The following is a 25,542-nucleotide window of genomic DNA, read 5'->3' on the forward strand; positions in this document are numbered from 1 at the left end:
ACATAAACGTCCTGCCTGACCGGCTACTGCTGTTCAGCGGCGCTGACGGCGATCATCAGGTGGGGGAGTTTCAAGTGACCATACCCGGGGGATTTTGACCGACCCACGGGGCGAATGCCTGCAGGCCGGGTCCCGCCAGGATCACATGGTGTGGGCGCTGCACGGATATCGTTGCCTCGGGGCGTTCGCGCCGAACATGAAAAGGCCCGGTCGCGGTGGCGACCGGGCCTTTTTCGTTCGTGCCGAGTCGCGCGCTTACGCGGCAGTCGAAGCCTTCCGAGCGGCCTTCTCCTGCGCAGCGGCTGCCTCGTCCTTGCGGATCTCCGACAGGCGCTTCTGCACTTCCGCCGAGAAGATGTACTGCGCGGGACGCTGCTTGGACATGTCGATCTCCGGCGCCATCGGACCGGAGGTCCTGATGCCGCGCAGCGAGACCCACATCGCCTTCAGCGGGTTGTTGAGAGCTGCGGTGGCCGCCGTCGGCTCGTAGCCGCAATGGGCCATACAGTCGGCGCACTTCTCGTACTTGCCGGTGCCGTAGGTCTCCCAGTCGGTGGTGTCCATCAGCTCCTTGAAGGTCTTGGCATAGCCTTCACCGAGCAGATAGCAGGGCTTCTGCCAGCCGAAGATGTTGCGCGCGGGCATGCCCCACGGCGTGCACTCGTATTCCTGGTTGCCGGCGAGGAAGTCCAGGAACAGGCCGGAATGCATGAAGTTCCACTTCTTGCCCTTGCCCATCGCGAAGACGTCGCGGAACAGCTTCTTGGTCTTGGTGCGGTTGAGGAAGTGCTCCTGGTCCGGCGCACGCTCATAGGCATAGCCCGGCGACATCGAGACGCCGACACCGAGCTCGACGGTGAGGTCGAGGAATTTCGCGATCTCCTCGGCCGGATGGCCGTCGAAGATGGTGGCGTTGACGTTGACGGTGAAGCCGCGCGCCTTGGCCGCCTTGATCGCGGAGACGGCGCGGTCGAACACGCCCTTCTGCGACACGGCCTTGTCGTGATGGTCCTTCAGGCCGTCGAGATGCACCGAGAAGAACAGGTACGGCGAGGGCGTGAACAGGTCGAGCTTCTTCTCGAGCAGCAGCGCGTTGGTGCAGAGCGAGACGAACTTCTTGCGCTCGACGAGGCCGCGCACGATCTCGCCGATCTCCTTGTGGATCAGCGGCTCGCCGCCGGGAATCGCGACCATCGGCGCGCCGCATTCGTCGGCCGCGTCCCAGCACTCCTGGGCGGTCATGCGGCGGTTGAGGATCGCATCCGGATAATCGATCTTGCCGCAGCCGACGCAAGCGAGGTTGCAGCGGAACAGCGGCTCCAGCATCAGCACGAGCGGATAGCGCTTGCGGCCAAGCAGTTTCTGCTTGAGCAAATAGCCGCCGATACGCATTTCCTTGAAGAAGGGGATGGCCATTACAAGTTTCTTTCTGGGCTTGGAATTCAGGTGGGTCAGCTCGCTGCCAGTTCGGCGGGAAGCCGGAATTCGATGTTTTCCTCGCGGCCCGGCAGCACCGAGACCTTGACCGGTCCGATCCGCCGCATCGCTTCGATTACGTCATCCACGAGTACCTCAGGCGCCGAAGCGCCGGCCGTGACGCCGACGGTCTTGGCATCTTTCAACCACTCCGGATTGAGCGCGCTGCCGTCGGCAATCAAATAACTCGCGACGCCGGCCTCAGTGCCGATTTCGCGGAGCCGGTTCGAATTCGAGCTATTGGCGGCGCCCACCACCAAGATCACGTCGACCAGCTTGCTCAAGTCCCTTACCGCAGATTGGCGGTTCTGTGTCGCATAGCAGATATCCCGGATATCCGGACCTTGAATATCTGTAAAGCGGGCTTGGAGGGCCGCAATAATGTCCTTGGTGTCGTCGACCGACAGGGTGGTCTGGGTGATGTAGGCCATTGGCGTATCCGCCTGCAGCGTCAAGGCCTTAATCTCTTCAACGCTTTGGACAAGCAGCACCGGGGCGGGAACCTGGCCCATCGTGCCCTCGACCTCGGGTGGCCGGCATGGCCGATCAGGATCAGGGTGCGGCCCCTGGCGATGTAGCGCTTCCCCTGATTGTGAACTTTCGTGACCAGCGGGCAGGTGGCATTGAGCACCGGAAGGTCGCGCGCGGCCGCCTCTTCCTCGACGCTGCGGGCGACGCCATGGGCACTGAAAACGGTCACGGCCTTCGGCGGAACCTCGGACAACTCCTCGACGAAGATCGCGCCCTTGTTCTTCAGGCTCTCGACCACATACTTGTTGTGCACGATCTCGTGGCGCACGTAGACGGGCGGGCCGTACTTCTCCAGCGCCCGTTCCACGATCTCGATCGCACGCACCACGCCGGCGCAAAAGCCGCGCGGCTGCGCTAGATAAACTTCCATCGGACGCCCATCACGCAAGTTGCACCAATCCGCTTCTCAAGTCCCCGGCGGCACCTCGGTACTGCCCAATGAGTTGCAATAACCGCACCATTGGTTTCGCGCACGCGGTAACCACCCACCTAGCTGGGCCCCGGCGCATGGAGGCACAGCACTTTGTGTCAAAAAACCGGCAAAAAGGAAAGACCGGATGAAACCCTGGTTCCGTTACCGTGCGCATCTGCGGTATTATAATAGGGCGTTCGCTCTGAGCAAAATGGCGACATTTGTGCTCACCGCTTCGCCACTTTCCCGCCTCAAGTCACCGGCTATACCGACCGCCCCGCATGATTTTGCCACGGTCCGTCGCCGTTTACCTCGAACCTTCGTGCGGCGAGAACCACTCAAAACAGCAATAGGTTTCGCCGGGGAACTCCGATAAACAGCGGGCGTTTCCGGCAAGCTGTTAACCGCAGAAAGAAAAGATGCTGCAAAGCGTAGTCGTTGCCATCGTCAGGGCCTGCACCCGGTTTGCCTCCCTCGTCGTCGTTCTCGGGCTCCTGCTGGCGGTGGGGGCGGGCTACTACGCGTCCCAGCACTTCGCCATCAACACCGACATCAATTCGCTGATTTCCCAGAATCTGGACTGGCGCCAGCGGGATCAGCAGTTCGACCGCGCCTTCGACCGCGATGCCACCATCACGGCCGTCGTCGAGGCGAAGACGCCGGAGATGGCGACCGCGGCTTCGGACGCGCTGTTTGCCAAGCTGAAGGACAACAAGACCGACTTCCAGTCGATGCAGCAGCTCGGCACCGGCGAGTTCTTCGAGAAGAACGGCCTCTTGTTCCTGCCGACCGAGGAAGTCGCCAAGATCACCAGCCAATTCGAATCCGCAGCGCCCTTGGTCGAGATCATGGCGGGCGACCCCTCGATCCGCGGCCTGACCGGCGCGCTGGAGACGGGACTTGCCGGCGTCAAGCGCGGCCAGGTCAAGCTCGACAACACCGCGCGGCCTTTCAACCAGATCGCGCAGACCGTCGAGACCGTGCTCAACAAGGGCAATGCAAGCTTCTCCTGGCGCGAGCTCGTCAGCGACGAGCCGCTGACCGATTCCGACAAGCGCGCCTTCATCGAGTTCAAGCCGATCCTCGACTACAACGCGCTGGAGCCCGGCAAGGGCGCCACAGACGCGATCCGCAAGGCGGCAGTGGATCTGGATTTTGCGACCAAATACCAGGCGCGGGTGCGGCTGACCGGCCCGGTGCCGATCGCCAACGAGGAATACGCCACCGTCCAGGAAGGCGCCGTCGTCAACGGCGTCGGGACTGTGCTGGTCGTGCTGCTCATCCTGTGGTTGGCGCTGCATTCGGCGAAGATCATCTTCGCCGTGTTCGTCAATCTCTTCGTCGGGCTTGCACTCACGACCGCCGCCGGTCTGATGATGGTTGGCTCGTTCAACTTGCTGTCGATCGCGTTCGCGGTGCTGTTCGTCGGTCTCGGCGTCGATTTCGGTATCCAGTACAGCGTTCGCTACCGCTCGGAGCGCTACAAGCACAACGACCTTTCGGGTGCGCTGGTGCTGGCTGCGAAACGCTCGGCGGTGCCGCTCTCGCTCGCGGCGATGGCGACCGCGGCCGGCTTCCTCTGCTTCATGCCGACCGACTACAAGGGCATCGCGGAGCTCGGCCAGATTGCCGGTGTCGGCATGCTGGTCGCGTTCCTCTCCTCGATCACCATCCTGCCGGCCATGCTGAAGCTGCTCAACCCGCCCGGCGAGAAGGAGCCGGTCGGCTACGCCTTCCTGGCACCGCTGGATCACTTCCTGGAGAAGCACCGTGTGCTGGTCGTCGGCGGCACGCTGCTGCTGGCGCTCGCCGGCCTGCCGCTGCTCTACTTCATGAAGTTCGATTTCAACCCGATGAACCTGCGCAACCCGCACGCGGAGTCGATCGCGACCTTCCTCGATTTGCGCAAGGATCCGAACACCGGCGCCAATGCCATCAACGTGATGACCACGTCCGAGGAGCAGGCGAGGCAGGTCGAGGCGAAGCTCGAGAAGGTGCCTGAGGTGCTGCGCGTGATGTCGCTCGACAGCTTCGTGCCGCAAGACCAGCCGCCGAAGCTGAAGCTGCTCGCGCAGGGCGCCAAGGTGCTGAACCCCGCGCTCAATCCCGACCAGGTCGACGCGGCGCCGACCGACAAGGAGAACGTCGATTCGCTGAAATCCTCGGTCGACAATCTGCGCCGGACCGCGGGTGACGCGAAGGGCCCGGGTGCGGTCGCCTCGCGCCGGCTTGCGGACGCGCTCGAGAAGCTCGCCAATGGCGACGAGGCGACGCGGAACAAGGCGCAGGACGTGTTCGTCACGCCGCTCAAGATCGCGTTCGATCAGCTCAGGAACGCGATGCAGGCCGGGCCGGTCACCCTGAACTCACTGCCGCCCGATCTCGTCAACGCCTGGAAGAGCAAGGACGGCATCATCCGCGTCGAGGCGTTGCCGAAAGGCGATCCCAATGACAACGACACGCTGCGCAAATTTGCAGCGGCGGTGCTCGCTGCCGAGCCGACCGCGATCGGCGGGCCGGTCTCGATCCTGAAATCCGGTGACACCGTGGTGAAGGCGTTCATCCACGCCGGCATCTACGCGCTGCTGGTGATCGGCCTGTTGCTTTGGATCACGCTGCGGCGGTTCGTCGACGTGCTGATGACGCTGGTGCCGCTGCTGGTCGCCGGCGCGGTCACGCTCGAAATCTGCGTGTTGATCGGCCTGCCGCTCAACTTCGCCAACATCGTCGCGTTCCCGCTGCTGCTCGGCGTCGGCGTCGCCTTCAAGATCTATTATGTCGTGGCCTGGCGCTCGGGCAGGACAAACCTGCTCCAGACCAGCCTGACGCGCGCGATCTTTTTCAGCGCGCTGACGACGGCGACCGCGTTCGGTAGCCTGTGGCTGTCGAGCCACCCCGGAACGTCCAGCATGGGCAAGCTGCTCGCACTCTCGCTGGTGACGACGCTTGCCGCAGTGCTGCTGTTCCAGCCGGCCCTAATGGGCAAACCCCGCAATCTCAGGGAGTAGGCAGATGTCGCCGACCGGGTCGGCGGCGTTCTTCTGACCGGGCTTGGCGGTGGTCGCGGTCTTCTGGGCTGCGGGGGCAGGGGCCGGCGTTGTGGCGCTGGCGCCGGTCGTGCCGCCTGTTGTGGGGCCGCCCGTTGTGCCTTGGGCTTTCGGCGCCGTGCCGGTCGGCTTCGGCGCGCCCTTGGCCATGGCGTTGGCGGTGCTCAAAGGAATCGGCGGGGCGACGCGGGTCCAGGTCTCGCCGCCGCAGAGGAAGCCCATCACGCAGCCCTTGATTTCGAGCTGGTCGGTGCCGACGGGCGTGATGGTTGCGCTGTAGAGCTGGCCGTCCTTGGCGTTGTAGACCTGCCCTTCCCACTGATCGACGCCGGGCTTCTTCTTCATGTCGATCAGAGTCGCCATGCCCAGCGTCGGCCTGGTCTTTCTCGACGGATCCGGATTGTATTCATCGCGGCCACCGGGCTGCTTTTCCCAGGAAACCGCGCCCCACATGCTGCCATTGCATTGGGCGACACGAATGTTGGCAACGGCGTCGGCAACCCGCCAGTCGCCGGTCGGATCGGCGGCGAGCGCCGGGGTCAGGCCGGTGAAGCCGCCAGCCAGTATTAGTCCGGTGTAAAGGGCTAAACGCATGATAGTTCCTTGGCAGTGCAACATGGTTTAAAGCTGTGCTTGCGAAGATGGTCCGAAAAAGGGCAAAAGGCCGCACAGACCGTTTTCGGTAACGGTCCCTTTTCAGTTGACGAGCCGGCCCTCAAGCGAAGTATGTAGCGGATGCACAGCCCAAATCCAGACATGTCTCAGCTATTCGCGGACCGTCAGGCCCAGCGCAGCACCCTACATAATCGGTATCTGAACGAGCAGTTCGTTCGGGTTCTCAAGACCATCGGCTACGATGTCGGCTTCCAGAAGGGGCAGGGGCAGTACCTCTACGATCGCGAGGGGGCGCGCTATCTCGACCTGTTGTCCGGCTTTGGCGTGTTCGCGATCGGGCGCAATCACCCTGTCATGCGCGAGGCGCTCAAGAGCGTGCTCGATGCCGACCTGCCCAATCTGGTCCAGTTCGACGTGTCGGTGCTCGCCGGCGTGCTCGCCGAGCGGCTGCTGAAATACGTCCCCTATCTCGACAAGGCGTTCTTCGCCAATTCCGGCGCCGAATGCGTCGAAGCGGCGATCAAGTTCGCCCGCGGCGCCACCGGCCGTCCCGGCATCGTCTACTGCGCCCACGGCTATCATGGCCTGACCTACGGCGCGCTGTCGCTGACGGGTGATTCGAACTTCCGCACCGGCTTCGAGCCGCTGCTGCCGGGCTGCACCTCTATTCCGTTCAACGACCTCGCCGCGCTCGAAAAGGCGCTGGCCTCGCGCGAGGTCGCGGCCTTCGTCGTCGAGCCGATCCAGGGCAAGGGCGTCAACATGCCCACCGACGAGTTCCTGCCGGGCGCTGCTGCGCTCTGCAAGAAATACGGCACGCTGTTCGTCGCCGACGAGATCCAGACCGGCATGGGCCGCACCGGCCGCTTCCTGGCGGTCGAGCATTGGAACGTCGAGCCCGACATGGTGCTGCTGTCGAAGTCGCTGTCCGGCGGCCACGTGCCGGTCGGCGCCGTGCTGACGCGCAAGAGCATCTTCGACAAGATCTTCAACCAGATGGACCGCGCGGTGGTGCACGGCTCCACCTTCTCCAAGAACGATCTGGCGATGGCCGCGGGCATCGCGACGCTCGACGTCATGGAGTCCGAGAAGCTGATCGAGTCCGCCGCCAAGCGCGGCGCCGAGCTGCGCCTTGCGCTGACGCGCATGGTGCCCGGTTACGAACTGATGAAGGAAGTGCGCGGCAAGGGCCTGATGATCGGCGTCGAATTCGGCCCGCCGAAGTCGCTACGGCTCCGGGCGTCCTGGAACGTGCTGGAAGCTGCCAACAAGGGCCTGTTCTGCCAGCTCATCACCGTGCCGCTGTTCAAGGACCACAAGATCCTCACGCAAGTCGCCGGTCACGGCAGCCACACCATCAAGCTGCTGCCGCCGCTCACCATCACCGAGGAAGACTGCGGCTGGATCGAGCGCGCCTTCGACGACGTCATCGCTGGCAGCCACAAGGTCCCCGGCGCGATCTGGTCGCTCGGCAAGACGCTGGTGGACAACGCGGTGCGGCGGTCGGCGTAAGCCGATTGCTCAGGCCGCCTTGGGCTTGTTCACAGTCTCGATGCGGTCGAGTGCCTTGCCGAGATCGCGCTTCGCGATCTGGATGTCATAATCGTTCTGAAGATTGAGCCAGAGTTCGGCCGTTGTGCCGAGCGCCTTGGCCAGTCGAAGCGCGGTGTCGGCGGTGATTCCGGTCTGCTCATTCGCGATCCGCTCGATGCGCGTGCGCGGCAAGCCGCACGTCTTGGCGAGCGCGCCAGCGGACATGTTCAGCGGGATTAGAAACTCTTCTCGTAGAACCTCACCGGGATGCATGGGCTTGAGTTTTTTGGCCATTGCTGCGTTCCCTAGTGATAGTCCACGATCTCGACCTCAACGGGCCCTTGCGGTGTCCAGATGAAGCACACTCGGAACTGATCATTTATCCTGATCGAGTGCTGTCCCTTGCGATCGCCGCTCAGGGCCTCCAGACGGTTGCCGGGCGGCGCCCTTAGATCGCTGAGCTCGCCGGCGGCGTGCAGATAACGCAGCTTCCGGCGCGCAGCCCTCACCAGATCGGCCGGAAAGCCTTTGGGACTTTCTCCGTTGAAGACTGCCTCAGTCGTTTTGTCCCGAAACGTCCTGATCACCCAATCAATGTATCATTATCTGATACATTTGGCAATACTCGCGTATCGCGGAATGATACATTGTCGAGCCGCTACCCCTCCACATTCGCCTTCATCGCCGCCTCGAACTTGTCGACGAACTCGGCGAGCTCGTCGGCGCCGATATCGCTGACGGCCCAGAAGTTCAGGCCGCGATTGCCCCAGCGGCGGCAGTTGAAGCCCTGCATGGTCTCGGTCTTCGGCGCGCGATATTCCGCGTTCGATGTCTGTGATACGAACAAATTGATCACATGCTGCCGGCGCTTGTAGACGACGGCGCCGATGGCGCGGGCGTCGATATAGTCGAGCCGGCCGCCGACCAGCGTGAAGCCTTGCGCGGTGAGATCGATCACGGGCGGGGCGACGTCGAGCTTGCCGTTGAACCACGGCTTCACGGTGTGCTGGTCGGTGGAGACCACGTCGATGAGATGGCCGGCCTGCAGCGAGCGCAGATGCGCGGAGACGACCTCCGACAGGATGCGCTGCTGGTCGTCCTGGCGCAGCACCACGGCGACGACGCCGGAAGCGGCGAGCGCGGACACGGCAGAGCCCATCGCGAAGCCGCGCAGCACCGAGCGGCGGGTCGGTTGCCGGCGCTGCGGCTGCGGCAGCGACGCTTCGATCCGGGCGCGCAGGCTTGCCGGTGCGGCATAGCGCAAATCGGTGTCGGCGAGCACGCGCTGCATCTCGCGTTGTGCAGCAAACTCCGCGGCGCAGTCCGGGCAGCCGGCAATGTGGGCTTCGACCTCGCGCGCGTGGCCGGCATCGAGCTCGTTGTCGAGCAGCGCGTGAAGCAGGATTTTTGCTTCGTCGCAGGTCATCTCGAGTGCTCCTCTTCCGCCGTCCAGGCCGCGCGCAGCATGGCGCGGGCGCGGGCGAGGCGGGACATCACGGTGCCGACGGGGGCGCCGACGGCCTCGGCGATTTCACGATAGGACAGGTTGTTGATCTCCCGCAGCACGAATGTTTCCTTGAACGGTTCGGCGAGCGCGTCGATCAGCTTGCGGATGGCGCCGGCATCGCGGCTGCGCAGCACCTCGGTCTCGGGGCTCGCCTCGCTCTCCTGCCAGATCGGCGTTTGCTCGGCGGCGCCGGGCGTATCCTCGATCGCGCTGGGCCTGTGCGCGCGCCGCGCGTATTCGGCGTTGCAGACGTTGCGCAGGATCGCGAACAGCCAGGGCTTCATCGCCGGCCCGCGATAGCTGTCAAAGTGCTTCAGCGCGCGCAGATAGCACTCCTGCACCGCGTCCTCGGCGTCGGAGGCATCGCGCAGCAGATAGCGCGCGAGCGTGTAGACGTCGTCGAGATAGGGCAGCGCGGCTTCGCGGAAGCGCTGCGCCTTCTGCAAATCGTCGTTGGCGGGCATCGCTCCTCGCTTTGCCTCTTGTTCTGCGCGTCGCGTTGTTTCGTCCCTGTTCGTTTCGTCCCGGTGTGTGACCGAAGGCACACGAGCCCGGCCGGCGTGGGACCACCGGCCGGGCAAGACGTTGATGCCTTGGTTCGAGGCGTTACTCAACCTTGATCATCCCCGTCATGTGCGGGTGCAACGAACAAAAATATTTGTAGTCGCCCGCATTGGTGAAGGTGAACGAGAACTTGTCGTCGGTGTCCAGGGCCTTGGACCTGAACTTGCCGGCCGACACCACGGTGTGGGGGATGTCGTCCCGGTTGGTCCAGGTCACGGTGGTGCCGAGCTTGATCTTCAACTCGGCCGGCTGGAAAACGAAATTGTCGATATGCACTTCCATGTCGTCGGCACGGGCCGTCGTTGCGGGCAACAGGATGGCCGCGACCACGGCGACACCGAAGTCGCGGCGATTGAGTGTTTTCATTGTCAGCTTCCGTTCAGCCTCGGATCAACCCTGCAGCGGCGTGTCGATGATCGCGAGCCGCTGTTCGTTCTGCTTGAAGTTGATGCTGGCGACGCCGAGCATGCCGCGCAGCTTTGCGTCCTCGACCTTCATCGGTCCGGGCGAGGGCGCGGACCCCGGCGCCGGTTGCGGGAACGCCGTCGAACGCGCGGTGTGGAAGGTGACGTTGCCCTCGACCTTCTGCATCACCTGATGGATATGGCCGTTCAGCACGGTGACGGAGCCGAAACCCTTCACGTGTTCCAGCGCGCGGCCGCCGTCCTCGGTGCCCCAGCCCCATTCGGGATAGACCGTCCAGAGCGGGATGTGCGCGAACAGCACGATCGGCGTCGATTTCGACTTGCCGCGCAGATCGTCCTCGAGCCAGGCAAGCTGCTCGGCGCCGAGATTGCCGAGGCCGCCGGCCTTGAGGTCGACGACGTTGACGAGGCCGATGAAGTGTACGCCGCCGGCGTCGAACGAATACCAGCCTGCACCCTTGGTGCCGCGGCCGTAACGTTCGCGATAGAACTTCACCTCCTCGTCGAGGAAGTCATGCTCGCCCGGCACGTAGTGCACGTCGAGCTTGCTCTGCGAGATGATGCGGTCGGCATTGTCGAACTCGGCGGCCTTCGAGAGATGCGTGATGTCGCCGGTGTGGATCATGAAGGAGGGTTTTGCCGGCATTGCGTTGATCTTGTTGATGGCCTCCTCCAGCGTGCCGAGCGCGTTGGGGTTCGCCGGCTTGTCGAAGCCGACATGGCTGTCGCTGATCTGGAGGAAGGTCATGCCGGGCGCGGCCGCGGTGGCGGCCTGCGCGGAATCGATGATACCGAGCGAGCGCGGCACGCCGCCCGTGATGGTCCAGAGCACCCCGGTGCCGGCCCAGGTCATGCATTCCAGCACCTTGCGGCGGCTGACGCCGTCCCCGTGATCGTGTCCGCTCATCGCACGTCTCCACTTCGCCCGGAATTGGGCTTCGGGGAGGTGATTGGGGGAGGGGGAGACTTATTCCCGGATGCGATGACGTTTTCGTGAGGTCGAGATTGTAGCCCGCATGGAGCGCAGCGAAATGCGGGGGCGCGGCTATCCCCGGATTACGCTTCGCTCCATCCGGGCTACGCAGGGGATTTGGCGAATTCCCGCAGGGCCTCTACCACGCGTTCCGGCACTTCCTGCGCCACGCAGTGCCCGGCGCTCTCGAAGACCATCGTGCTGACGCGCGGAATCAGCGACACGGCGCGTCGCGCCATCTCCTTGTAGATCGGCCCCAACTTCGCGGCGGTGGTGACGCGCACCGGGCAGTCGATCTCGGTGAGCGAGACAAACGGATTGCCGCGGGCATCGCCGACATAGACCTGCTCCATCGCCTCGTAGATCGGACGCAGGATTGCGAATTCGATCTCGGGCGTGCAACAAAGCCGAACCCGGCCATTCTCCAGCGGCACGAAGCCGTGGCGCACATAGGCCCGCAGCGATGGTTCGGTCCAATCGGCAAGCGCCGGCGCTGTGCGGTAGCGTTCGAACACGGTGTCGGCACTGTCGAATTCGGCCCGCCGGCGCAGCGTGCCCTGGACGCGGGTGAGCGAGTCTTCGCTCAAGCCTCCGGGCCGCACCGCGCGCGGGTCCATCACGGTCGGCTCCATCACGAACAGGCGCGTGAAGCGTCCAGGCCGAAGTTTCGTCGCGAGCAGGAGATCGGTCGCGCCGGCGCTGTGGCCGATGCCGTAGACGTCGCGCAGATCGAGCGCATCGATCACCCGGCAGACATCCTCGGCATAATCAAGGAAATGATAGGCATCGGGCTTGTGGCTCGCGCCGTGGCCGCGGCGGTCGAGCGCATAGATGGTGTAGGTCGATGCAAGCTCGCGGGCGACCTCGTCCCAGACGTCGGCGACGAAGCCGGTGCCGTGCACGAGCAGCGCGGGCGGCCTCCCGCTCTTGCCCCATCGCAGCATGGCGATCTCTGTGTCGGGCGGGCCGATTGAAAAGCGATGCGGGTTGATCATAGAGTGATGCATCGTAGCCCGGATGGAGCGCAGCGTAATCCGGGTCAATTGTGCATGGGTCCCCGGATTGCGCTACGCTCCATCCGGGCTACGGGGTTCGTTTACTTCGCATCCTCCAGGATCATGCTCGCGCCTTTCTCGGCGATCATCGCGGTCGGCGTGTTGGTGTTGCCCGAGGTGATGGTCGGCATGATCGAGGCATCGACGATGCGTAGGCCGCTCAGGCCGTAGAAGCGCAGCCGCTCGTCCACCACCGCCATCGGATCATTCGCGGCGCCCATCTTCGCGGTGCCGACGGGATGGAAGATGGTGGTGCCGATGTCGCCGGCGGCCTTGGCGAGCGAGGCATCGTCATCGCCGACGGTGGGACCGGGCAGATATTCGCTCGGGCGATATTTGGCGAGCGCCTTCTGCTGCATCAGGCGGCGGGTGGTGCGGATGGCGTCGGCGCCGACCTGGCGATCGTCGTCGGTCGACAGATAGTTCGGCGCGATGATCGGCTTCTCGTCCGGGCTCGCCGAGCGCAGCCGCACCGTGCCGCGCGAGGTCGGCTGCAGATTGCAGGCGCTCACCGTGATCGCGGGGAAGCGGTGCAGGGGATCGCCGAACTTGTCGAGGGACAACGGCTGCACGTGGAACTGGATGTTGGCGCGTGCGCGCGTCGCGTCGGAGCGCGTGAAGATGCCGAGCTGCGACGGCGCCATGGTCAGCGGTCCGCGGCGGCGGAAGGCGTAGTCGAGTCCCATCAGGCCACGGCGGAACAAATTGTAGTAGGTCTCGTTCAGCGTGCGCACGCCCTCGACCTTGTAGATCGCGCGCTGCTGGAGATGGTCCTGAAGGTTGCGGCCGATTCCGGGCTTGTCCATCACGATGTCGATGCCGAGCGGCGACAGCCAGTCGGCGGGGCCGATGCCGGAGCGATGCAGCACCTGCACCGAGCCTATGGAGCCTGCCGAGAGGATCACTTCGCGCTTGGCGCGCGCCTCGATGATCTCGCCGTTCTGGATGAAGCGCACGCCGACGGCGCGGCCCTGCTCGATGATGAGACGGTCGACCAGCACGTTCTTCTCGAGCCGCAGGTTGGGACGGTTCAGCGCCGGCTTGAGGAAGCCGCGCGCCGACGACCAGCGCCGGCCGCGCTTCTGGTTGACGTGGAAATAGCTGGTGCCTTCGTTGTCACCGGTGTTGAAATCCGGAATACGCTTGATGCCCATCTCCTCGGCGGCGTCGCCGACGGCGTCGAGAACAGCCCACGACAGCCGCGGCGCCTCGATGCGCCAGCCGCCGCCGGTGCCGTGATGTTCGCTCGCGCCGAGGAAATGATCCTCGAGCCGCTTGAACAGCGGCAGCACGTCGTCATAGCCCCAGCCGGTCATGCCGAGCTGGCGCCAGTGGTCGTAATCGGCGGCCTGTCCGCGCATCGAGATCATGGCGTTGATCGCCGAAGAGCCGCCGATCACCTTGCCGCGGGGATAGGCCAGCGAGCGGCCGTTCAGGCCCGGCTCGGCCTCGGTCTTGAACATCCAGTCCGAGCGCGGATTGCCGATCGCGAAGAGATAGCCGACCGGAATGTGGAACCAGATCCAGTTGTCGTCGCCGCCGGCTTCGAGGATGAGGACGCGGTTCCCTGATACGGCCGAGAGGCGGTTGGCAATGACGCAGCCGGCGGTGCCGGCCCCGACGACAATGTAGTCAAACTCACCTTCGAGGCGCCTCGGCATTCTGCTTCCACCCAAACAGGCGTCATGCCCGGGCTTGTCCGGGGCATCCACGCGCTTTCCGTCCTAATAGTCAGACGTGGATGGCCAAGACAAGCTGGTGGCAGGCCCGGCCATGTCGAGAGCACAGGGGACCCTCGATCCGCGGGAGTTAGGTGGACTGGTGCTTGCATGGTAAACAGTCCTGTATTCCCAACAAGGCTTGAGACCTTCCATGCCCATCGTGAACCGCGTCGCCGACCTCCAACCCGATATTCAGGCCTGGCGCCGGGACATCCACCAGCATCCGGAGCTGCTGTACGACGTCCACCGCACTGCAGCATTCGTTGCGGACCGGCTGCGCGAGTTCGGCTGCGACGAGGTCGTGACTGGCCTCGGGCAGACCGGCGTGGTCGGCGTGATCAAGGGCAGCAAGCCGGCCGGCGAGGGGCTCAAGGTGATCGGCATGCGTGCCGACATGGACGCGCTGCCCGTCGACGAGCAGACCAACCTGCCTTACGCCTCCAAGACTCCGGGCAAGATGCACGCCTGTGGCCATGACGGCCACACCGCGATGCTGCTCGGTGCGGCCCGCTACCTCGCCGAGACCCGTAACTTCGCCGGCGATGCTGTGGTGATCTTCCAGCCGGCCGAGGAGGGCGGCGCCGGCGGCGCAGCCATGGTCAAGGACGGCCTGATGGAGCGTTTCGGCATCGAGCAGGTCTACGGCATGCACAACGGCCCGGGCATTCCGATCGGCTCGTTCGCGATCCGGCCGGGCCCGATCATGGCGGCGACCGACGAGGTCGACATCATGATCGAGGGCCTCGGCGGCCACGCCGCGCGTCCGCACAAATGCGTCGATTCCGTGCTGGTCGGCGCGCAGTTGATCACCGCGCTGCAGTCGATCGTCGCCCGCAGCGTCGATCCCCTGGAATCGGCCGTGATCTCGATCTGCGAATTCCACGCCGGCAACGCCCGTAACGTCATTCCGCAGACTGCGACGCTGAGGGGCACCATCCGCACGTTATCGCCGGAGGTGCGCAAGCTGGTCGAGAAGCGCGTGCACGAAGTGGTGGCGGGCGTCGCACAGATCACCGGCGCCAAGATCGACCTGCACTACAAGCGCAACTACCCTGTCGTGAACAACCACGCCGCGGAGACCGAGGTGGCGCGGCGCATCGCCAGGAACGTTGCCGGCGAGGCCAATGTGCACGAGATGCCGCCGCTGATGGGCGGCGAGGATTTCGCCTACATGCTGGAAGCGCGGCCCGGCGCGTTCATCTTCTGCGGCAACGGCGACAGCGCCGGCCTGCATCACCCCGCCTACAATTTCAACGACGAGGCGATCGTGTTCGGCACGTCCTATTGGGTCAAGCTGGTCGAGGAGTCGCTCGCGGCGTCTTAACGCCGAACCCCGAAGCACAAACGAAAAGGGCCCGTGCATCGCACGGGCCCTTTGTCTTTGAGGCGCGTGATCGGCTTTAGAAGATCCGCGAGAAGATCACATACAGCGTGGCCGACAGCGCGATCGCGCAGGGCAGCGTCAGCACCCAGGCCATCAGCAGATTGCGGATGGTCGCCATCTGCAGGCCCGAGCCGTTCGCGGCCATGGTGCCGGCGACACCCGACGACAGCACGTGTGTGGTCGAGACCGGCAGGCCGAACACGTCGGCGGCGCCGATCGTGGCGGCGGCGACGAGCTCGGCCGAGGCGCCCTGCGCGTAGGTGAGATGGGTCTTGCCGATCTTCTCACCGACCGTGACGACGATGCGCTTCCAGCCGACCATGGTGCCGAGACCGAGCGCGATCGCGACCGCCACCTTCACCCAGGTCGGGATGAACTTGGTGGCGCTATCGAGCCCGCCCTTGTAGGCGTTCAAGGTTGCGACCTCTTCCTTGTTGAGGTCGTTTTCCTTGTCCTTCATCAGGAAGCGGATCGCTTCCGAGGTCAGGTACATGTCGTTACGGGTGTTGCCGACCACTTCCGCCGGTACCTTGTTGAGCGAGCCGTATTTCGCGACCTGGTCGCCGACATCCTTCACCAGCACCGACAGCGAGGGGTAGGTGCCTTCGCTGATGTGGTGCGAGGTGATGTACTGCGTCACCGCAGGACGGGGATCGCCGATGATCGAGTGACCAGCGCCCTTGGCCGCGATCACCTTGGAGGCGGCCTCCGAGACCTTCTGGAACTGGGCGACCTGGCTCTCCGGCAGCGCGCGGTTGAGCGCGTAGGCCGTCGGCACGGTGCCGATCAGGATCAGCATGATCAGGCCCATGCCCTTCTGGCCGTCGTTCGAGCCGTGGGCGAAGCTGACGCCGGTGCAGGTTGCGATCAGCAGGCCGCGGATCCAGAGCGGCGGCGCCTTGTTGCCTTCGGGCGCGGCGTACAGGGCGGGGTTGCGCACGATGAACTTGAGCAGCAGCAGCAGCACGGCGGCGCAGATGAAGCCGAACAGCGGCGACAGCAGGAGCGCGTAGCCGATCTCGGTGGCCTTGCTCCAGTCGACGCCCGAGGTGCCGTCGCGGCCGCGCATCACGGCGTTGGCAATGCCGACGCCGATGATCGAGCCGATCAGCGTGTGCGAGGAGGAGGCGGGCAGGCCGAAATACCAGGTACCGAGGTTCCAGATGATCGCGGCGATCAGCAGTGCGAACACCATCGCGAAGCCGGCGCTGGAGCCGACCTGGAGGATCAGCTCGACCGGCAGCAGCGAGACGATGCCGAAGGCGACCGCGCCGGAGGAGAGCAGCACGCCGAGGAAGTTGAAGAAGCCCGACCACATTACCGCGAATTCGGCCGGCAGCGAATGGGTGTAGATCACGGTCGCCACCGCGTTGGCGGTGTCGTGGAAGCCGTTGACGAATTCGAAGCCGAGCGCGATCAGCAGCGCGACGAACAGGAGAATGTAGGGCAGGAAGGTCGTCACCTTCGTGCCGGTCGCGTTGACGTCGACATAGATGCTGTAGGCGACGAACAGCAGGCCTGCGGCAAGGATGCCGAAGAACAAGATCATCGTGAGCGGGTTAAAACCCTTGTCGAGATTGGGCCTGGATGCCGGCTGGACAGGCGTCGGATCGCCTACCGCACGGTCGAATGCAACATCTGTCATTTTTGGACGCCCCTTAACTAATTTGAAGGGGCTATTGTCCGCGATGGATTTGAAGGCTGGATGACAACTGCGTCGTAAAGTCGCTTTCCCTCCAGTATTTGCCAGTATTTAGGCGGCGCGCGGGGCTTTCTTCTGCAAGCCGGCGGCAATCTTCAGGTCTTCGACAAAGCGCTGATATTCCAGCACTTTGGCTTCCGGATCGGGGAGTCGCAGCAGATAGGACGGGTGCACCGTCACCAGTGCCTTGCGTCCCTCGGGCAGATCTATGAGCCGGCCACGGGTCTTGCCGATCGGGGTGATCTTGCCCAACACGCTTTGCGCGGCAGTGGCGCCCATCGCCACGATGAGCTCGGGCTGGATTGCCGAAACTTCCCGCTCGTACCATTGCCGGCACGCCCGGATCTCCGGCGTTGCCGGCTTCTGGTGCAGACGGATCTTTCCGCGCGGCACGAATTTGAAGTGCTTGACCGCGTTGGTGACGTAGACCTTGTTGCGGTCGACGCCGGCTTCCTGAAGCGCCCGATCGAGCATCTGGCCGGCCGGGCCGACGAACGGATGGCCGGCGAGGTCTTCCTTGTCGCCGGGCTGCTCGCCGACCAGCATGATGGTCGCATCTTTCGGGCCCTCGCCGAACACGGTCTGCGTCGCGTCCTTGTAGAGCGGGCAGGCGCGGCAGTGCGCGGCCTCCTCGCGGAGCGCTTCGAGATCGTCGGCAGCCAGCTTGCGTGGCATCGGAGCCTCCGGCCGCTTCTGGGGCTTGTGCGGATCGGTTGCGGCATTGGCGATCATGGCGCCGGTCATGCGCTCGGCGTCCTCGATCAAGGGCTTAATGATCGACGCCTCGGGCAGGTTCCTCCAGTATTTCTTTGGCATCTCCGTCTGCATTGCCTTCACCTTCAGCCGCGCCGGATTGAAGATGCTGGCGTAGTAGCGCCGCCAGGTTTCCTCCAGCCGGTCTTCGCCGGGTGCTTCGCTCTTGCTCACGCCCGACGTGAACGAGAGCGCGTGGCCATCCCAATGCGCACACAGATCGGGTGTCAGGATCGACCAGGGCATGTCGGCGAAGCGCTTGGCGAAGAACGGCGCGGCAAGCTCGACGATGTGATGCTCCGGCTCGAACCAGGCGACGTAATGCGCTGCGCGCTCGCGTCCGATCTCGCGGAAGCGCACGAAGGCATGCATCTTGTGCTCGTCGCGATGAACCGCTCGTGCCATCGCCGTGACCTGCGCGACATCGGGATCGGTCGCGACCTCGATGAGATCGTGATTGTCCTTCAATCGCCAGAGCAGGCGATAGAGGATCGCAAAGCGCTCGGGATCACGATGCAGGATCGCGGCCTTGGCGAGCTCGACGAATTTTGCCGACACATTGAAGGTGCCATCATTCACCTCAAGTATCGGAGACGGGGAGGGCGGTGCGAACAACTCGGCTTCGCCGCCTTGTACGGTCCAGATGACATCGGTTGGCTGCACATGATGCAGCACGAGCGACCGCGCGGCTTTGCGCCAGCCGTCGAAATCGGTTTCGGTGTCGAGGGTGATGTACTGCATCAGAAGCCAAACCCCAGTTGTGTCGCCTTCGGCTTGAACCGTTCGATCAGCCGCGCCTCGTCGAGGCGTTGCGGCGCGGGCCGGTGATCGCTGAGGACGATGAAAGGCAGCGCCTTGTTGCGGGGCACATGCAGCCGCGCGAGATCGGAGAGGCGGATCGTGGTGGTGCGCCGTGTCGCGATGATGCGTTCGACCGCCTTGGTGCCGAAGCCGGGCACGCGCAACAGCTCCTCGCGGCTGGCGCGGTTGACGTCGAGCGGGAAGCGGTCGCGATGGCGCAGCGCCCAGGCGAGCTTCGGATCGATGTCGAGCGGCAGCATCGCGCTGTCGTCGACGATCTCCGCAACGTCGAAACCGTAGAACCGCATCAGCCAGTCGGCCTGGTAAAGCCGGTGCTCGCGCAGCAGCGGCGGCTGTACCAGAGGCAAAGCGTGGCTGGCATCGGGGATCGGGCTGAAGGCGGAGTAGTAGACGCGCCGCAGCCGGTATGAGCCGTAGAGATTGGCACTGGTGTGCAGGATGGTGTGATCGGAGGCCGCGTCGGCGCCGACGATCATCTGCGTGCTCTGTCCGGCCGGTGCAAAACGCTGCGGCCTCGCCTTCGTCTTTGTGCTGCGGTTTTCCTCGGCCTCGTCGAGTTTCAGCCGCAGCCGGCCCATGGTGCGGCGGATCGCGCGCACATCCTTTTCCGGTGCGTATTGCTGCAGGCTCGTCTCCTGGGGCATCTCGATGTTGATGGAGAGACGGTCGGCATATTTGCCGGCTTCCGCGATCAGCGCGTCGTCGGCCTCGGGAATGGTCTTGAGATGGATGTAGCCGCGGAAGTGATGCTCCTCGCGCAGCTTTCGCGCGACGCTGACCACCTGCTCCATGGTGTAGTCGGGACTGCGGATGATGCCGGAGGAGAGAAACAGGCCCTCGATGTAATTGCGCCGGTAGAAGTCGAGCGTGAGCTTGACCACCTCGTCGATGGTGAATCGGGCACGCGGCACGTTGGAAGAGGCGCGGTTGACGCAATAAAGGCAGTCGTAATTGCAGGCATTGGTCAGGAGCACTTTGAGCAGCGAGATGCAGCGTCCGTCCGGCGCGTAGGAATGGCAGATGCCCATGCCCGGCGCGGTCGAGCCCATGCCCTTGCCGTCGCTGGAATCCCGCTTCTCGGTGCCGCTGGAGGCGCACGACGCGTCGTATTTGGCGGCATCAGCCAGAATCTCCAGCTTGCGTTGTACGTCCATCGTGGAATCCCTTTGATTCAGCTTACGAATCCGGATGAGCACCAATTCGATTGACTCCCCGGCCGCTGTTAGCTTTATATTAGAACATATCATGAACAAATGAGCCAGCCGCAGGTTCTTATTTTTGAGAACCTCGGCAATCACCTCTGAAGGAGCGGCGTATATGAGCGGCGCACGGATGAACGCGCTTGCGACCTTGCGCGGCCAGATCGAGCGCATCGAGACGGCGGAGGTCGTGCATCAGCACGATCGCGTCGCGCTCGGCCACGGCGAGGTCGACAGCGCGCTGAAGGGCGGGCTCGCGCGCGCGGTGATCCACGAGGTGTTTTGCGAGGGCCGGCAGGGAACCGCCGCGACGGGTTTTGTCATGGGACTTGCGGGGCGTGTCTCGCGGCGCCGGCCGCTGCTGTGGGTGCGGCAGGATTTTTCGGAACTCGAGACCGGCGCGCTGTCGATGAGCGGGCTTGCCGAGATCGGTCTCGATCCGCGCCGCGTGGTGATGGTGCGCGCCGCCGATGCCGAGAGCGCGTTGCGGACCTCGGCCGATGCGCTCGCCTGCGACGCGCTTGGCGCCGTCGTGCTCGAGCTCTGGGGTGAGACGCGGCAATTCGATCTCGTGGCGAGCCGCAAGCTGACGCTGGCCGCGCAATCGTCCGGTGTCACCGGCCTGATGTTGCGGATGGCGGCGCCGCCGCTGCCCTCGACCGCGGAGACGCGATGGATGCTGCGCGCGGCGCATTCGCCGCCGGGCCCGGCTTCAATGCCTGCGGCGCCTTGGAGCTCCTGGGGCGCGCCGCGCTTCGATGCGGAGCTGTTGCGCAATCGTCATGGCCCGTGCGGCCGGTGGATCATGGAATGGAAATGTGATGAGTGCCAGTTCTCTGAACCGTCGGCGTATCCTCAGCCTGTGGCTGCCACGCCTGCCCATCGATCGGATTCAGCGGTTCTTCGGCGCGCTGGGTAAGGCCAATGATCCGAGCATCGTTGTCATCAAGGACAACAATGCGCTGGTGATCCATGCGCTCAATGAAGCCGCCGAGCGCCTCGGCTTGCACATCGGCCAGCCCCTGGCCAATGCACGGGCGATGTGTCCGGACTTGAAAGTGTTCGACGCCGATGTCGTGGCCGATGCGAAGACGCTCAGCGACGTCGCCGACTGGTGCGACCGCTTCACGCCGCTGGTGGCGCTCGATCCGCCGCACGGGCTGTTTCTGGACATCACCGGCTGCGCGCATCTGTTCGGCGGCGAGGCTGCATTGTTGCAGACCTTCGTCCGCGCGCTCGCCTGTCAGGGTTTTGCCGTCAGCGCGGCGATCGCCGGCACCTCGGTCTGTGCGCGCACGCTGACGCGGCAGGCCTCCGGCACCATCGTCGCCGATGGCGGGGAGGCGGCGGCGATCAGCCGGCTGCCGGTATCCGCGCTCGGTGCGGGCGAGGCCATCACCACTGGTCTGCGCCGCGCCGGCCTGAAAACCATCGGCGATGTCGCCTCGCGCGAGCCGCATGAGATCACGGCGCGGTTCGGCGCGCGGTTCTCGACGCTGCTCGCGCATGCGCAGGGGCATGGCGATGCCCCGATCAATCCGCGCAAACCGCTGCCGGATTACATCGTGGAGAAGCGCTTTGCCGAACCGATCGCCACCGACACCATGATCGCGATGACGCTGTCGCGGCTCGCCGATACGTTGATCGCGTCCATGGAAAAGCAGGGCAAGGGCGCGCGGCGCTTGGAAGCCGCCTTCTTTCGCACCGATGGCGTGGTGCGCGCGATCATGGTCGAGACCGGGCGGCCGGTGACGCAAAGCAAAGTCATCGACCGGCTGTTTCGTGAACGCCTCGATGCGCTCGCCGATCCGCTGGATCCCGGCTTCGGTTTCGACATGGTGCGGCTGTCGGCAAGCCGCACCGAGATCGTGGTGCAGGAGCAGCGCGATCTCGACGCCCATGTCCACGACAATGACGAACTCGCCGCGCTGATCGACCGCATCGCCGCGCGCATCGGCGGAAAGCGCGTCGTCGTGCATTTGCCGCAAGACACCCATATCCCGGAATGTGCGGTGCTGGCCGCGCCTGCCCAGCACCATCTCGCTGTGGCCATGCAGGCCGAATGGCCGGCGCGCGCCGAGAGCGAGCCGCCACTGCGCCCCCTGCGGCTGTTCGACAGACCGGAACCGATCAAGGTGCCGTTCGCGACCGTGCCGGACGGCCCGCCGCATCAATTCACCTGGCGACGCGCGCTGCATGCGGTGGTGCGGGTGGAAGGGCCTGAACGTATCGCGATGGAATGGTGGCGGCAGGACGGCAAGCAATTGACGCGGGATTATTTCCGTATCGAGGACGCCGAAGGCCTGCGCTTCTGGATCTTCCGCGACGGTCTTTACGAAGGAGAGGTGTTCGACGACGAAGGCAAACCCATTCCCCCCAACTGGTATGTGCACGGCCTCTTCGCATGACCACGCCCGCTTATGCCGAGATCGGCATCACCACCAATTTCTCCTTCCTGCGCGGCGGCTCGGATCCGCGCGCCTATGTGCATCAGGCGAGCATCCTCGGCATTCCCGTGATCGGCATTGCCGACCACAACACGCTCGCCGGCGTGGTGCGCGCCTACAAGGAGCTCGACAATGACAAGGTGCTGCACAAGCCGAAATTGCTGATCGGCGCGCGCATCGTCTTCATCGACGGTACGCCCGACATTTTGGTCTATCCGCGCGACCGCGCCGTCTATGGCCGGCTGTGTCAGCTCCTCACCAGAGGCAAGCGCGGCGACGACATCACGCGGATCGAGAAGGGCGAATGCCGTCTCACCTTCGGTGATCTTCTTGAGTTTGCGGAAGGCCAGCTCCTGGTCCTGACGCTGCCGCATCGCTTCGAGCCCGCGCAGGCGCTGGATGTTCTCGCCAAGCTTAAGGACAGCCGCGCCGAGGGCGTGTGGCTGGCGGCGAGCCTGGTCTATCGCGGCGACGACCGCCGCCGCCTGGCGCGGCTCGATGATCTCGCCGCCAAAGCAAACGTGCCGCTGCTCGCGACCAACGAGGTGCTCTATCACCACCCCGGCCGCCGTCCGCTCCAGGACGTGCTGACCTGCATCCGGGAAAAGACCACGATCGAGGCGGTCGGACGGAAGCTCGAAGCCAATGCCGAGCGCTTCCTGAAGACGCCACGCGAAATGTCGCGGCTGTTCCGCGATTTTCCCGAGGCGATCGCGGAGACCATGCGCTTTGCGGGCAAGATCGATTTCACGCTCGACCAGCTCAAATACCAGTATCCGGACGAGCCGGTGCCGCGAGGCAAGACCGCACAAGGGCATCTGGAGGATCTGACCTGGGCGGGCGTGCAGACATATTTCGGCGGCAACATCGATGACAAGCTTCGCGCGACCCTGAAGAAAGAGCTCGCGCTGATCGCAGAGCTGAAATACGCGCACTACTTCCTCACCGTGCACGACATCGTGCATTATGCGCGCAGCCAGAACATCCTGTGCCAGGGGCGGGGATCGGCGGCGAACTCAGCGGTCTGCTACGTGCTCGGCATCACCTCCGTTAATCCGACCAGCGTCGATCTCCTGTTCGAGCGCTTCATCTCCAAGGAGCGGCTGGAGCCGCCTGACATCGACGTCGATTTCGAGCATTCTCGGCGCGAGGAGGTGATGCAATATGTCTATCGCCGCTACGGCCGCCACCGCGCCGCGATCATCGCCACCGTCATCCATTACCGCCCGCGCAGCGCCATCCGCGACGTCGGCAAGGCGCTGGGCCTGACCGAGGACGTCACTGCCGCGCTTGCCGACACCGTCTGGGGCAGCTGGGGCAAGGGCCTCAACGACATGCAGGTCAGGCAGGCCGGGCTCGATCCCAGCAATCCCATGATCAACCTCGCGGTAGAGCTCGCGACCGAGCTGATCGAATTCCCGCGCCATCTCTCCCAGCATGTCGGCGGCTATGTGCTGACGCAGGACCGGCTCGACACCTATGTGCCGATCGGCAATGCCGCGATGGACGACCGCACCTTCATCGAATGGGACAAGGACGACGTCGACGCACTCAACATGATGAAGGTCGACGTGCTTGCGCTGGGGATGCTGACCTGCATCCGGAAATGTTTTGATTTGATCGACCACCACAAGGGCGAACGCTGGGTGCTGGCGAGCGTCCCGCAGGACGATCCCAAGGTTTACGACATGCTGTGTGACGGGGAGTCGCTCGGCGTGTTCCAGGTCGAGAGCCGCGCGCAGATGAACATGCTGCCGCGCCTGAAGCCGCGGACCTTCTACGATCTCGTCATCGAAGTCGCGATCGTACGCCCCGGGCCGATCCAGGGCGACATGGTGCATCCGTATCTGCGACGGCGGAACGGCCAGGAGAAGGTGAGTTATCCCTCGCCATCACCCGAGCACGGTCCCGCGGACGAGCTCTACAAGGTGCTGCACAAGACAAAAGGCGTGCCCTTGTTCCAGGAGCAAGCCATGCGCATCGCGATCGAGGCGGCAAAATTCACCTCCGAAGAGGCTAACGGCCTGCGCCGCTCGATGGCGACCTTCCGCAATGTCGGCACCATCGGCCAATACGAGGAGAAGCTGATCGGCAACATGGTCGCGCGCGGCTACGATCCCAATTTTGCGAGAAGCTGCTTTGACCAGATCAAGGGCTTTGGCTCCTACGGTTTCCCGGAGAGCCACGCCGCGAGCTTCGCGCAGCTCGTCTACATCTCGTCATGGCTGAAATATCATCACCCCGATGCGTTCTGTTGCGGCCTGCTGAACTCGCAGCCCATGGGCTTTTACGCGCCGGCGCAGATCGTCGGCGACGCCCGCAAGAATGGCGTCGAGGTGCGCGACATCGACGTATCCTACAGCTTTGCGCAAAACACGCTGGAGAGCACCGACGGCAAATACTGCGCCGTGCGCCTCGGCTTCCGTCAGATCGACGGCTTTCACTGGCTCGATCCCGATGAGGAGTTGCTCAAAGAGGCGCAGGCGAAACGGCAAGGCAAGGTATATGTCACTCAGAAAGACTGGGCCGACCTGATCATCGACGCCCGCAACAGCGGTCCCTTCACCTCGCTCGAAGACTTCGCCCGCGACACCAAGCTGCCCAAGCGTGCGCTGATCCTGCTCGCGGATGCCGACGCCTTCCGCTCGCTCGGCCTCGACCGCCGCGAGGCGCTGTGGCAGGTGCGGCGGCTGCCCGACGACGTGCCGCTGCCGCTGTTCGAGGCCGCGACCGCGCGCGAGCAGCCGGACGAGCACGCAAAACCATTGCCGGAGATGCCGCGGGCCGAGCAGGTGGTCGCGGATTACCAGACCATCCGGCTATCGCTGAAGGGCCATCCGATGGAGTTTTTACGCGAGATGTTTTCGCGCGAGCGTGTGGTGGCCTGCAGGGACATCAGCCATGAGAACGAGCGGCGCCGCGTCCGCTGCGCCGGCGTGGTGCTGGTCCGGCAGCGGCCGGGCAGCGCCAGCGGTGTCGTGTTCATGACGCTGGAGGACGAGACTGGCATCGCCAATGTCGTGGTGTGGCCCAAGATCATGGAGCAGTACCGCAAGGAGGTGATGGGCGCGCGCCTCATCCTGGTCGAGGGCTATATCCAGAGCAGCCCCGAAAAGGTGACGCATCTCATCGCCCAGCGCATGGTCGACCGCTCGTACGATCTGGTCGGGCTCGCCAACGACGCGCTGAGCCGCAAGCATCCGGTGCCGGCAGGCGCCGACCTGATCGAGCCCCTCAACGACGATCCCCGGGCCCAGGCGGATATGCCGGCGCAAAAAATCCGCCACCCCCGCAACGTCCGCATCCTGCCGCCATCGCGGGATTTTCATTGAGGAGGCATGAACAACCGCAGGGATCGGCTGATCCCGCCCAACGA

Annotated in this window: 19 protein-coding genes and 1 pseudogene; 6 read left to right on the forward strand and 14 right to left on the reverse strand. The window is 64.4% G+C overall.

Annotated features, from left to right (window positions below):
- Positions 1–255: 255 nt before the first annotated feature.
- Positions 256–1,416, reverse strand: a complete 1,161-nt coding sequence (gene hpnH, locus QJT78_RS10045; RefSeq protein WP_014496816.1) for an adenosyl-hopene transferase HpnH — start codon at positions 1,414–1,416, stop codon at positions 256–258.
- A gap of 35 nt (positions 1,417–1,451) precedes the next feature.
- Positions 1,452–2,377 (reverse strand): annotated as a pseudogene (ispH, locus tag QJT78_RS10050) (4-hydroxy-3-methylbut-2-enyl diphosphate reductase).
- A 461-nt stretch (positions 2,378–2,838) separates the two neighbouring features.
- On the opposite strand from ispH, the gene QJT78_RS10055 reads away from it, so the two are divergent.
- Positions 2,839–5,427 carry an MMPL family transporter gene (locus QJT78_RS10055; RefSeq protein ID WP_028146957.1) on the forward strand — a complete coding sequence of 863 codons (2,589 nt, stop codon included), beginning with the start codon at positions 2,839–2,841 and terminating at the stop codon, positions 5,425–5,427.
- Here the strand turns inward: QJT78_RS10055 and QJT78_RS10060 are convergent.
- Positions 5,395–6,060 (reverse strand): DUF2147 domain-containing protein, encoded by a 666-nt coding sequence (locus tag QJT78_RS10060; protein ID WP_028146958.1) that lies wholly within the window; start codon positions 6,058–6,060, stop codon positions 5,395–5,397. The two genes, QJT78_RS10055 and QJT78_RS10060, sit on opposite strands and share 33 nt — an antisense overlap.
- 141 nt (positions 6,061–6,201) lie before the next feature.
- On the opposite strand from QJT78_RS10060, the gene hpnO reads away from it, so the two are divergent.
- Positions 6,202–7,593 carry an aminobacteriohopanetriol synthase HpnO gene (hpnO, locus tag QJT78_RS10065; RefSeq protein WP_028146959.1) on the forward strand — a complete coding sequence of 464 codons (1,392 nt, stop codon included), beginning with the start codon at positions 6,202–6,204 and terminating at the stop codon, positions 7,591–7,593.
- A 9-nt stretch (positions 7,594–7,602) separates the two neighbouring features.
- Here hpnO and QJT78_RS10070 read toward each other — a convergent pair whose 3' ends face one another.
- From QJT78_RS10070 to QJT78_RS10105, 8 genes are all read right to left on the reverse strand, one after another.
- Positions 7,603–7,908, reverse strand: coding sequence for a HigA family addiction module antitoxin (locus tag QJT78_RS10070; protein WP_028146960.1), 306 nt, complete (start codon positions 7,906–7,908; stop codon positions 7,603–7,605).
- An 11-nt stretch (positions 7,909–7,919) separates the two neighbouring features.
- On the reverse strand, positions 7,920–8,201 hold the full coding sequence (locus QJT78_RS10075) for a type II toxin-antitoxin system RelE/ParE family toxin (RefSeq protein WP_028146961.1): 282 nt from the start codon (positions 8,199–8,201) through the stop codon (positions 7,920–7,922).
- Positions 8,202–8,272: 71 nt separating this feature from the next.
- A complete protein-coding gene (locus QJT78_RS10080; protein WP_028146962.1) occupies positions 8,273–9,040 on the reverse strand; it encodes an anti-sigma factor in 768 nt (255 codons plus the stop codon).
- On the reverse strand, positions 9,037–9,585 hold the full coding sequence (locus QJT78_RS10085) for a sigma-70 family RNA polymerase sigma factor (RefSeq protein ID WP_028146963.1): 549 nt from the start codon (positions 9,583–9,585) through the stop codon (positions 9,037–9,039). Before QJT78_RS10085 ends, QJT78_RS10080 begins: the two co-directional genes overlap by 4 nt.
- A gap of 142 nt (positions 9,586–9,727) precedes the next feature.
- On the reverse strand, positions 9,728–10,051 hold the full coding sequence (locus QJT78_RS10090; RefSeq protein WP_028146964.1) for a cupredoxin family copper-binding protein: 324 nt from the start codon (positions 10,049–10,051) through the stop codon (positions 9,728–9,730).
- Positions 10,052–10,075: 24 nt separating this feature from the next.
- On the reverse strand, positions 10,076–11,017 hold the full coding sequence (locus tag QJT78_RS10095) for a metallophosphoesterase (RefSeq protein ID WP_028146965.1): 942 nt from the start codon (positions 11,015–11,017) through the stop codon (positions 10,076–10,078).
- Between the two features lie 170 nt (positions 11,018–11,187).
- The gene (locus QJT78_RS10100) at positions 11,188–12,078 is read right to left on the reverse strand and encodes an alpha/beta hydrolase (protein ID WP_080586509.1); all 891 of its coding nucleotides are present in this window, start codon (positions 12,076–12,078) and stop codon (positions 11,188–11,190) included.
- 101 nt (positions 12,079–12,179) lie between these two features.
- The gene (locus QJT78_RS10105; protein WP_028146967.1) at positions 12,180–13,799 is read right to left on the reverse strand and encodes a GMC family oxidoreductase N-terminal domain-containing protein; all 1,620 of its coding nucleotides are present in this window, start codon (positions 13,797–13,799) and stop codon (positions 12,180–12,182) included.
- Between the two features lie 211 nt (positions 13,800–14,010).
- Here QJT78_RS10105 and QJT78_RS10110 point away from each other — a divergent pair, with 211 nt between their 5' ends.
- The gene (locus tag QJT78_RS10110) at positions 14,011–15,183 is read left to right on the forward strand and encodes a M20 aminoacylase family protein (RefSeq protein ID WP_028146968.1); all 1,173 of its coding nucleotides are present in this window, start codon (positions 14,011–14,013) and stop codon (positions 15,181–15,183) included.
- 76 nt (positions 15,184–15,259) lie between these two features.
- Here the strand turns inward: QJT78_RS10110 and QJT78_RS10115 are convergent, their stop codons facing one another.
- The 3 genes from QJT78_RS10115 to QJT78_RS10125 form a co-directional block, all read right to left on the reverse strand.
- The gene (locus QJT78_RS10115; protein WP_028146969.1) at positions 15,260–16,888 is read right to left on the reverse strand and encodes an inorganic phosphate transporter; all 1,629 of its coding nucleotides are present in this window, start codon (positions 16,886–16,888) and stop codon (positions 15,260–15,262) included.
- Between the two features lie 108 nt (positions 16,889–16,996).
- Positions 16,997–18,439, reverse strand: a complete 1,443-nt coding sequence (locus QJT78_RS10120; protein ID WP_028146970.1) for a UdgX family uracil-DNA binding protein — start codon at positions 18,437–18,439, stop codon at positions 16,997–16,999.
- On the reverse strand, positions 18,439–19,674 hold the full coding sequence (locus tag QJT78_RS10125; protein ID WP_028146971.1) for a putative DNA modification/repair radical SAM protein: 1,236 nt from the start codon (positions 19,672–19,674) through the stop codon (positions 18,439–18,441). The genes QJT78_RS10120 and QJT78_RS10125 overlap by 1 nt, the downstream gene beginning before the upstream one ends.
- Positions 19,675–19,837: 163 nt before the next feature.
- Between QJT78_RS10125 and QJT78_RS10130 the strand changes: the two genes are divergently transcribed.
- Genes QJT78_RS10130 through QJT78_RS10140 form a run of 3 tightly spaced genes read left to right on the forward strand, consistent with a single transcriptional unit; the run spans position 19,838 to position 25,498 of the window.
- Positions 19,838–20,638 carry a DNA repair protein gene (locus tag QJT78_RS10130; RefSeq protein WP_028146972.1) on the forward strand — a complete coding sequence of 267 codons (801 nt, stop codon included), beginning with the start codon at positions 19,838–19,840 and terminating at the stop codon, positions 20,636–20,638.
- Positions 20,541–22,127, forward strand: coding sequence for a DNA polymerase Y family protein (locus QJT78_RS10135; RefSeq protein ID WP_049807505.1), 1,587 nt, complete (start codon positions 20,541–20,543; stop codon positions 22,125–22,127). The genes QJT78_RS10130 and QJT78_RS10135 overlap by 98 nt, the downstream gene beginning before the upstream one ends.
- Positions 22,124–25,498: an error-prone DNA polymerase gene (locus QJT78_RS10140; protein ID WP_028146974.1), complete on the forward strand. Its 3,375-nt coding sequence runs from the start codon at positions 22,124–22,126 to the stop codon at positions 25,496–25,498. The genes QJT78_RS10135 and QJT78_RS10140 overlap by 4 nt, the downstream gene beginning before the upstream one ends.
- Positions 25,499–25,542: the final 44 nt, after the last annotated feature.

The sequence above is a fragment of the Bradyrhizobium sp. Mp27 genome (assembly GCF_029953005.1).
GTDB classification, from domain to species: domain Bacteria; phylum Pseudomonadota; class Alphaproteobacteria; order Rhizobiales; family Xanthobacteraceae; genus Bradyrhizobium; species Bradyrhizobium barranii.

Excerpts from the sequence above, each read along its gene's own strand:
- QJT78_RS10060 (WP_028146958.1), bottom strand. The coding sequence starts at position 6,060 with ATGCGTTTAGCCCTTTACACCGGACTAATACTGGCTGGCGGCTTCACC.
- QJT78_RS10080 (WP_028146962.1), bottom strand. The coding sequence starts at position 9,040 with ATGACCTGCGACGAAGCAAAAATCCTGCTTCACGCGCTGCTCGACAAC.
- QJT78_RS10135 (WP_049807505.1), top strand. The coding sequence starts at position 20,541 with ATGAGTGCCAGTTCTCTGAACCGTCGGCGTATCCTCAGCCTGTGGCTG.
- QJT78_RS10085 (WP_028146963.1), bottom strand. The coding sequence starts at position 9,585 with ATGCCCGCCAACGACGATTTGCAGAAGGCGCAGCGCTTCCGCGAAGCC.
- QJT78_RS10125 (WP_028146971.1), bottom strand. The coding sequence starts at position 19,674 with ATGGACGTACAACGCAAGCTGGAGATTCTGGCTGATGCCGCCAAATAC.
- QJT78_RS10130 (WP_028146972.1), top strand. The coding sequence starts at position 19,838 with ATGAGCGGCGCACGGATGAACGCGCTTGCGACCTTGCGCGGCCAGATC.
- QJT78_RS10105 (WP_028146967.1), bottom strand. The coding sequence starts at position 13,799 with ATGCCGAGGCGCCTCGAAGGTGAGTTTGACTACATTGTCGTCGGGGCC.
- QJT78_RS10120 (WP_028146970.1), bottom strand. The coding sequence starts at position 18,439 with ATGCAGTACATCACCCTCGACACCGAAACCGATTTCGACGGCTGGCGC.
- hpnH (WP_014496816.1), bottom strand. The coding sequence starts at position 1,416 with ATGGCCATCCCCTTCTTCAAGGAAATGCGTATCGGCGGCTATTTGCTC.
- QJT78_RS10070 (WP_028146960.1), bottom strand. The coding sequence starts at position 7,908 with ATGGCCAAAAAACTCAAGCCCATGCATCCCGGTGAGGTTCTACGAGAA.
- hpnO (WP_028146959.1), top strand. The coding sequence starts at position 6,202 with ATGCACAGCCCAAATCCAGACATGTCTCAGCTATTCGCGGACCGTCAG.
- QJT78_RS10055 (WP_028146957.1), top strand. The coding sequence starts at position 2,839 with ATGCTGCAAAGCGTAGTCGTTGCCATCGTCAGGGCCTGCACCCGGTTT.
- QJT78_RS10140 (WP_028146974.1), top strand. The coding sequence starts at position 22,124 with ATGACCACGCCCGCTTATGCCGAGATCGGCATCACCACCAATTTCTCC.
- QJT78_RS10095 (WP_028146965.1), bottom strand. The coding sequence starts at position 11,017 with ATGAGCGGACACGATCACGGGGACGGCGTCAGCCGCCGCAAGGTGCTG.
- QJT78_RS10115 (WP_028146969.1), bottom strand. The coding sequence starts at position 16,888 with ATGACAGATGTTGCATTCGACCGTGCGGTAGGCGATCCGACGCCTGTC.
- QJT78_RS10090 (WP_028146964.1), bottom strand. The coding sequence starts at position 10,051 with ATGAAAACACTCAATCGCCGCGACTTCGGTGTCGCCGTGGTCGCGGCC.
- QJT78_RS10100 (WP_080586509.1), bottom strand. The coding sequence starts at position 12,078 with ATGATCAACCCGCATCGCTTTTCAATCGGCCCGCCCGACACAGAGATC.
- QJT78_RS10110 (WP_028146968.1), top strand. The coding sequence starts at position 14,011 with ATGCCCATCGTGAACCGCGTCGCCGACCTCCAACCCGATATTCAGGCC.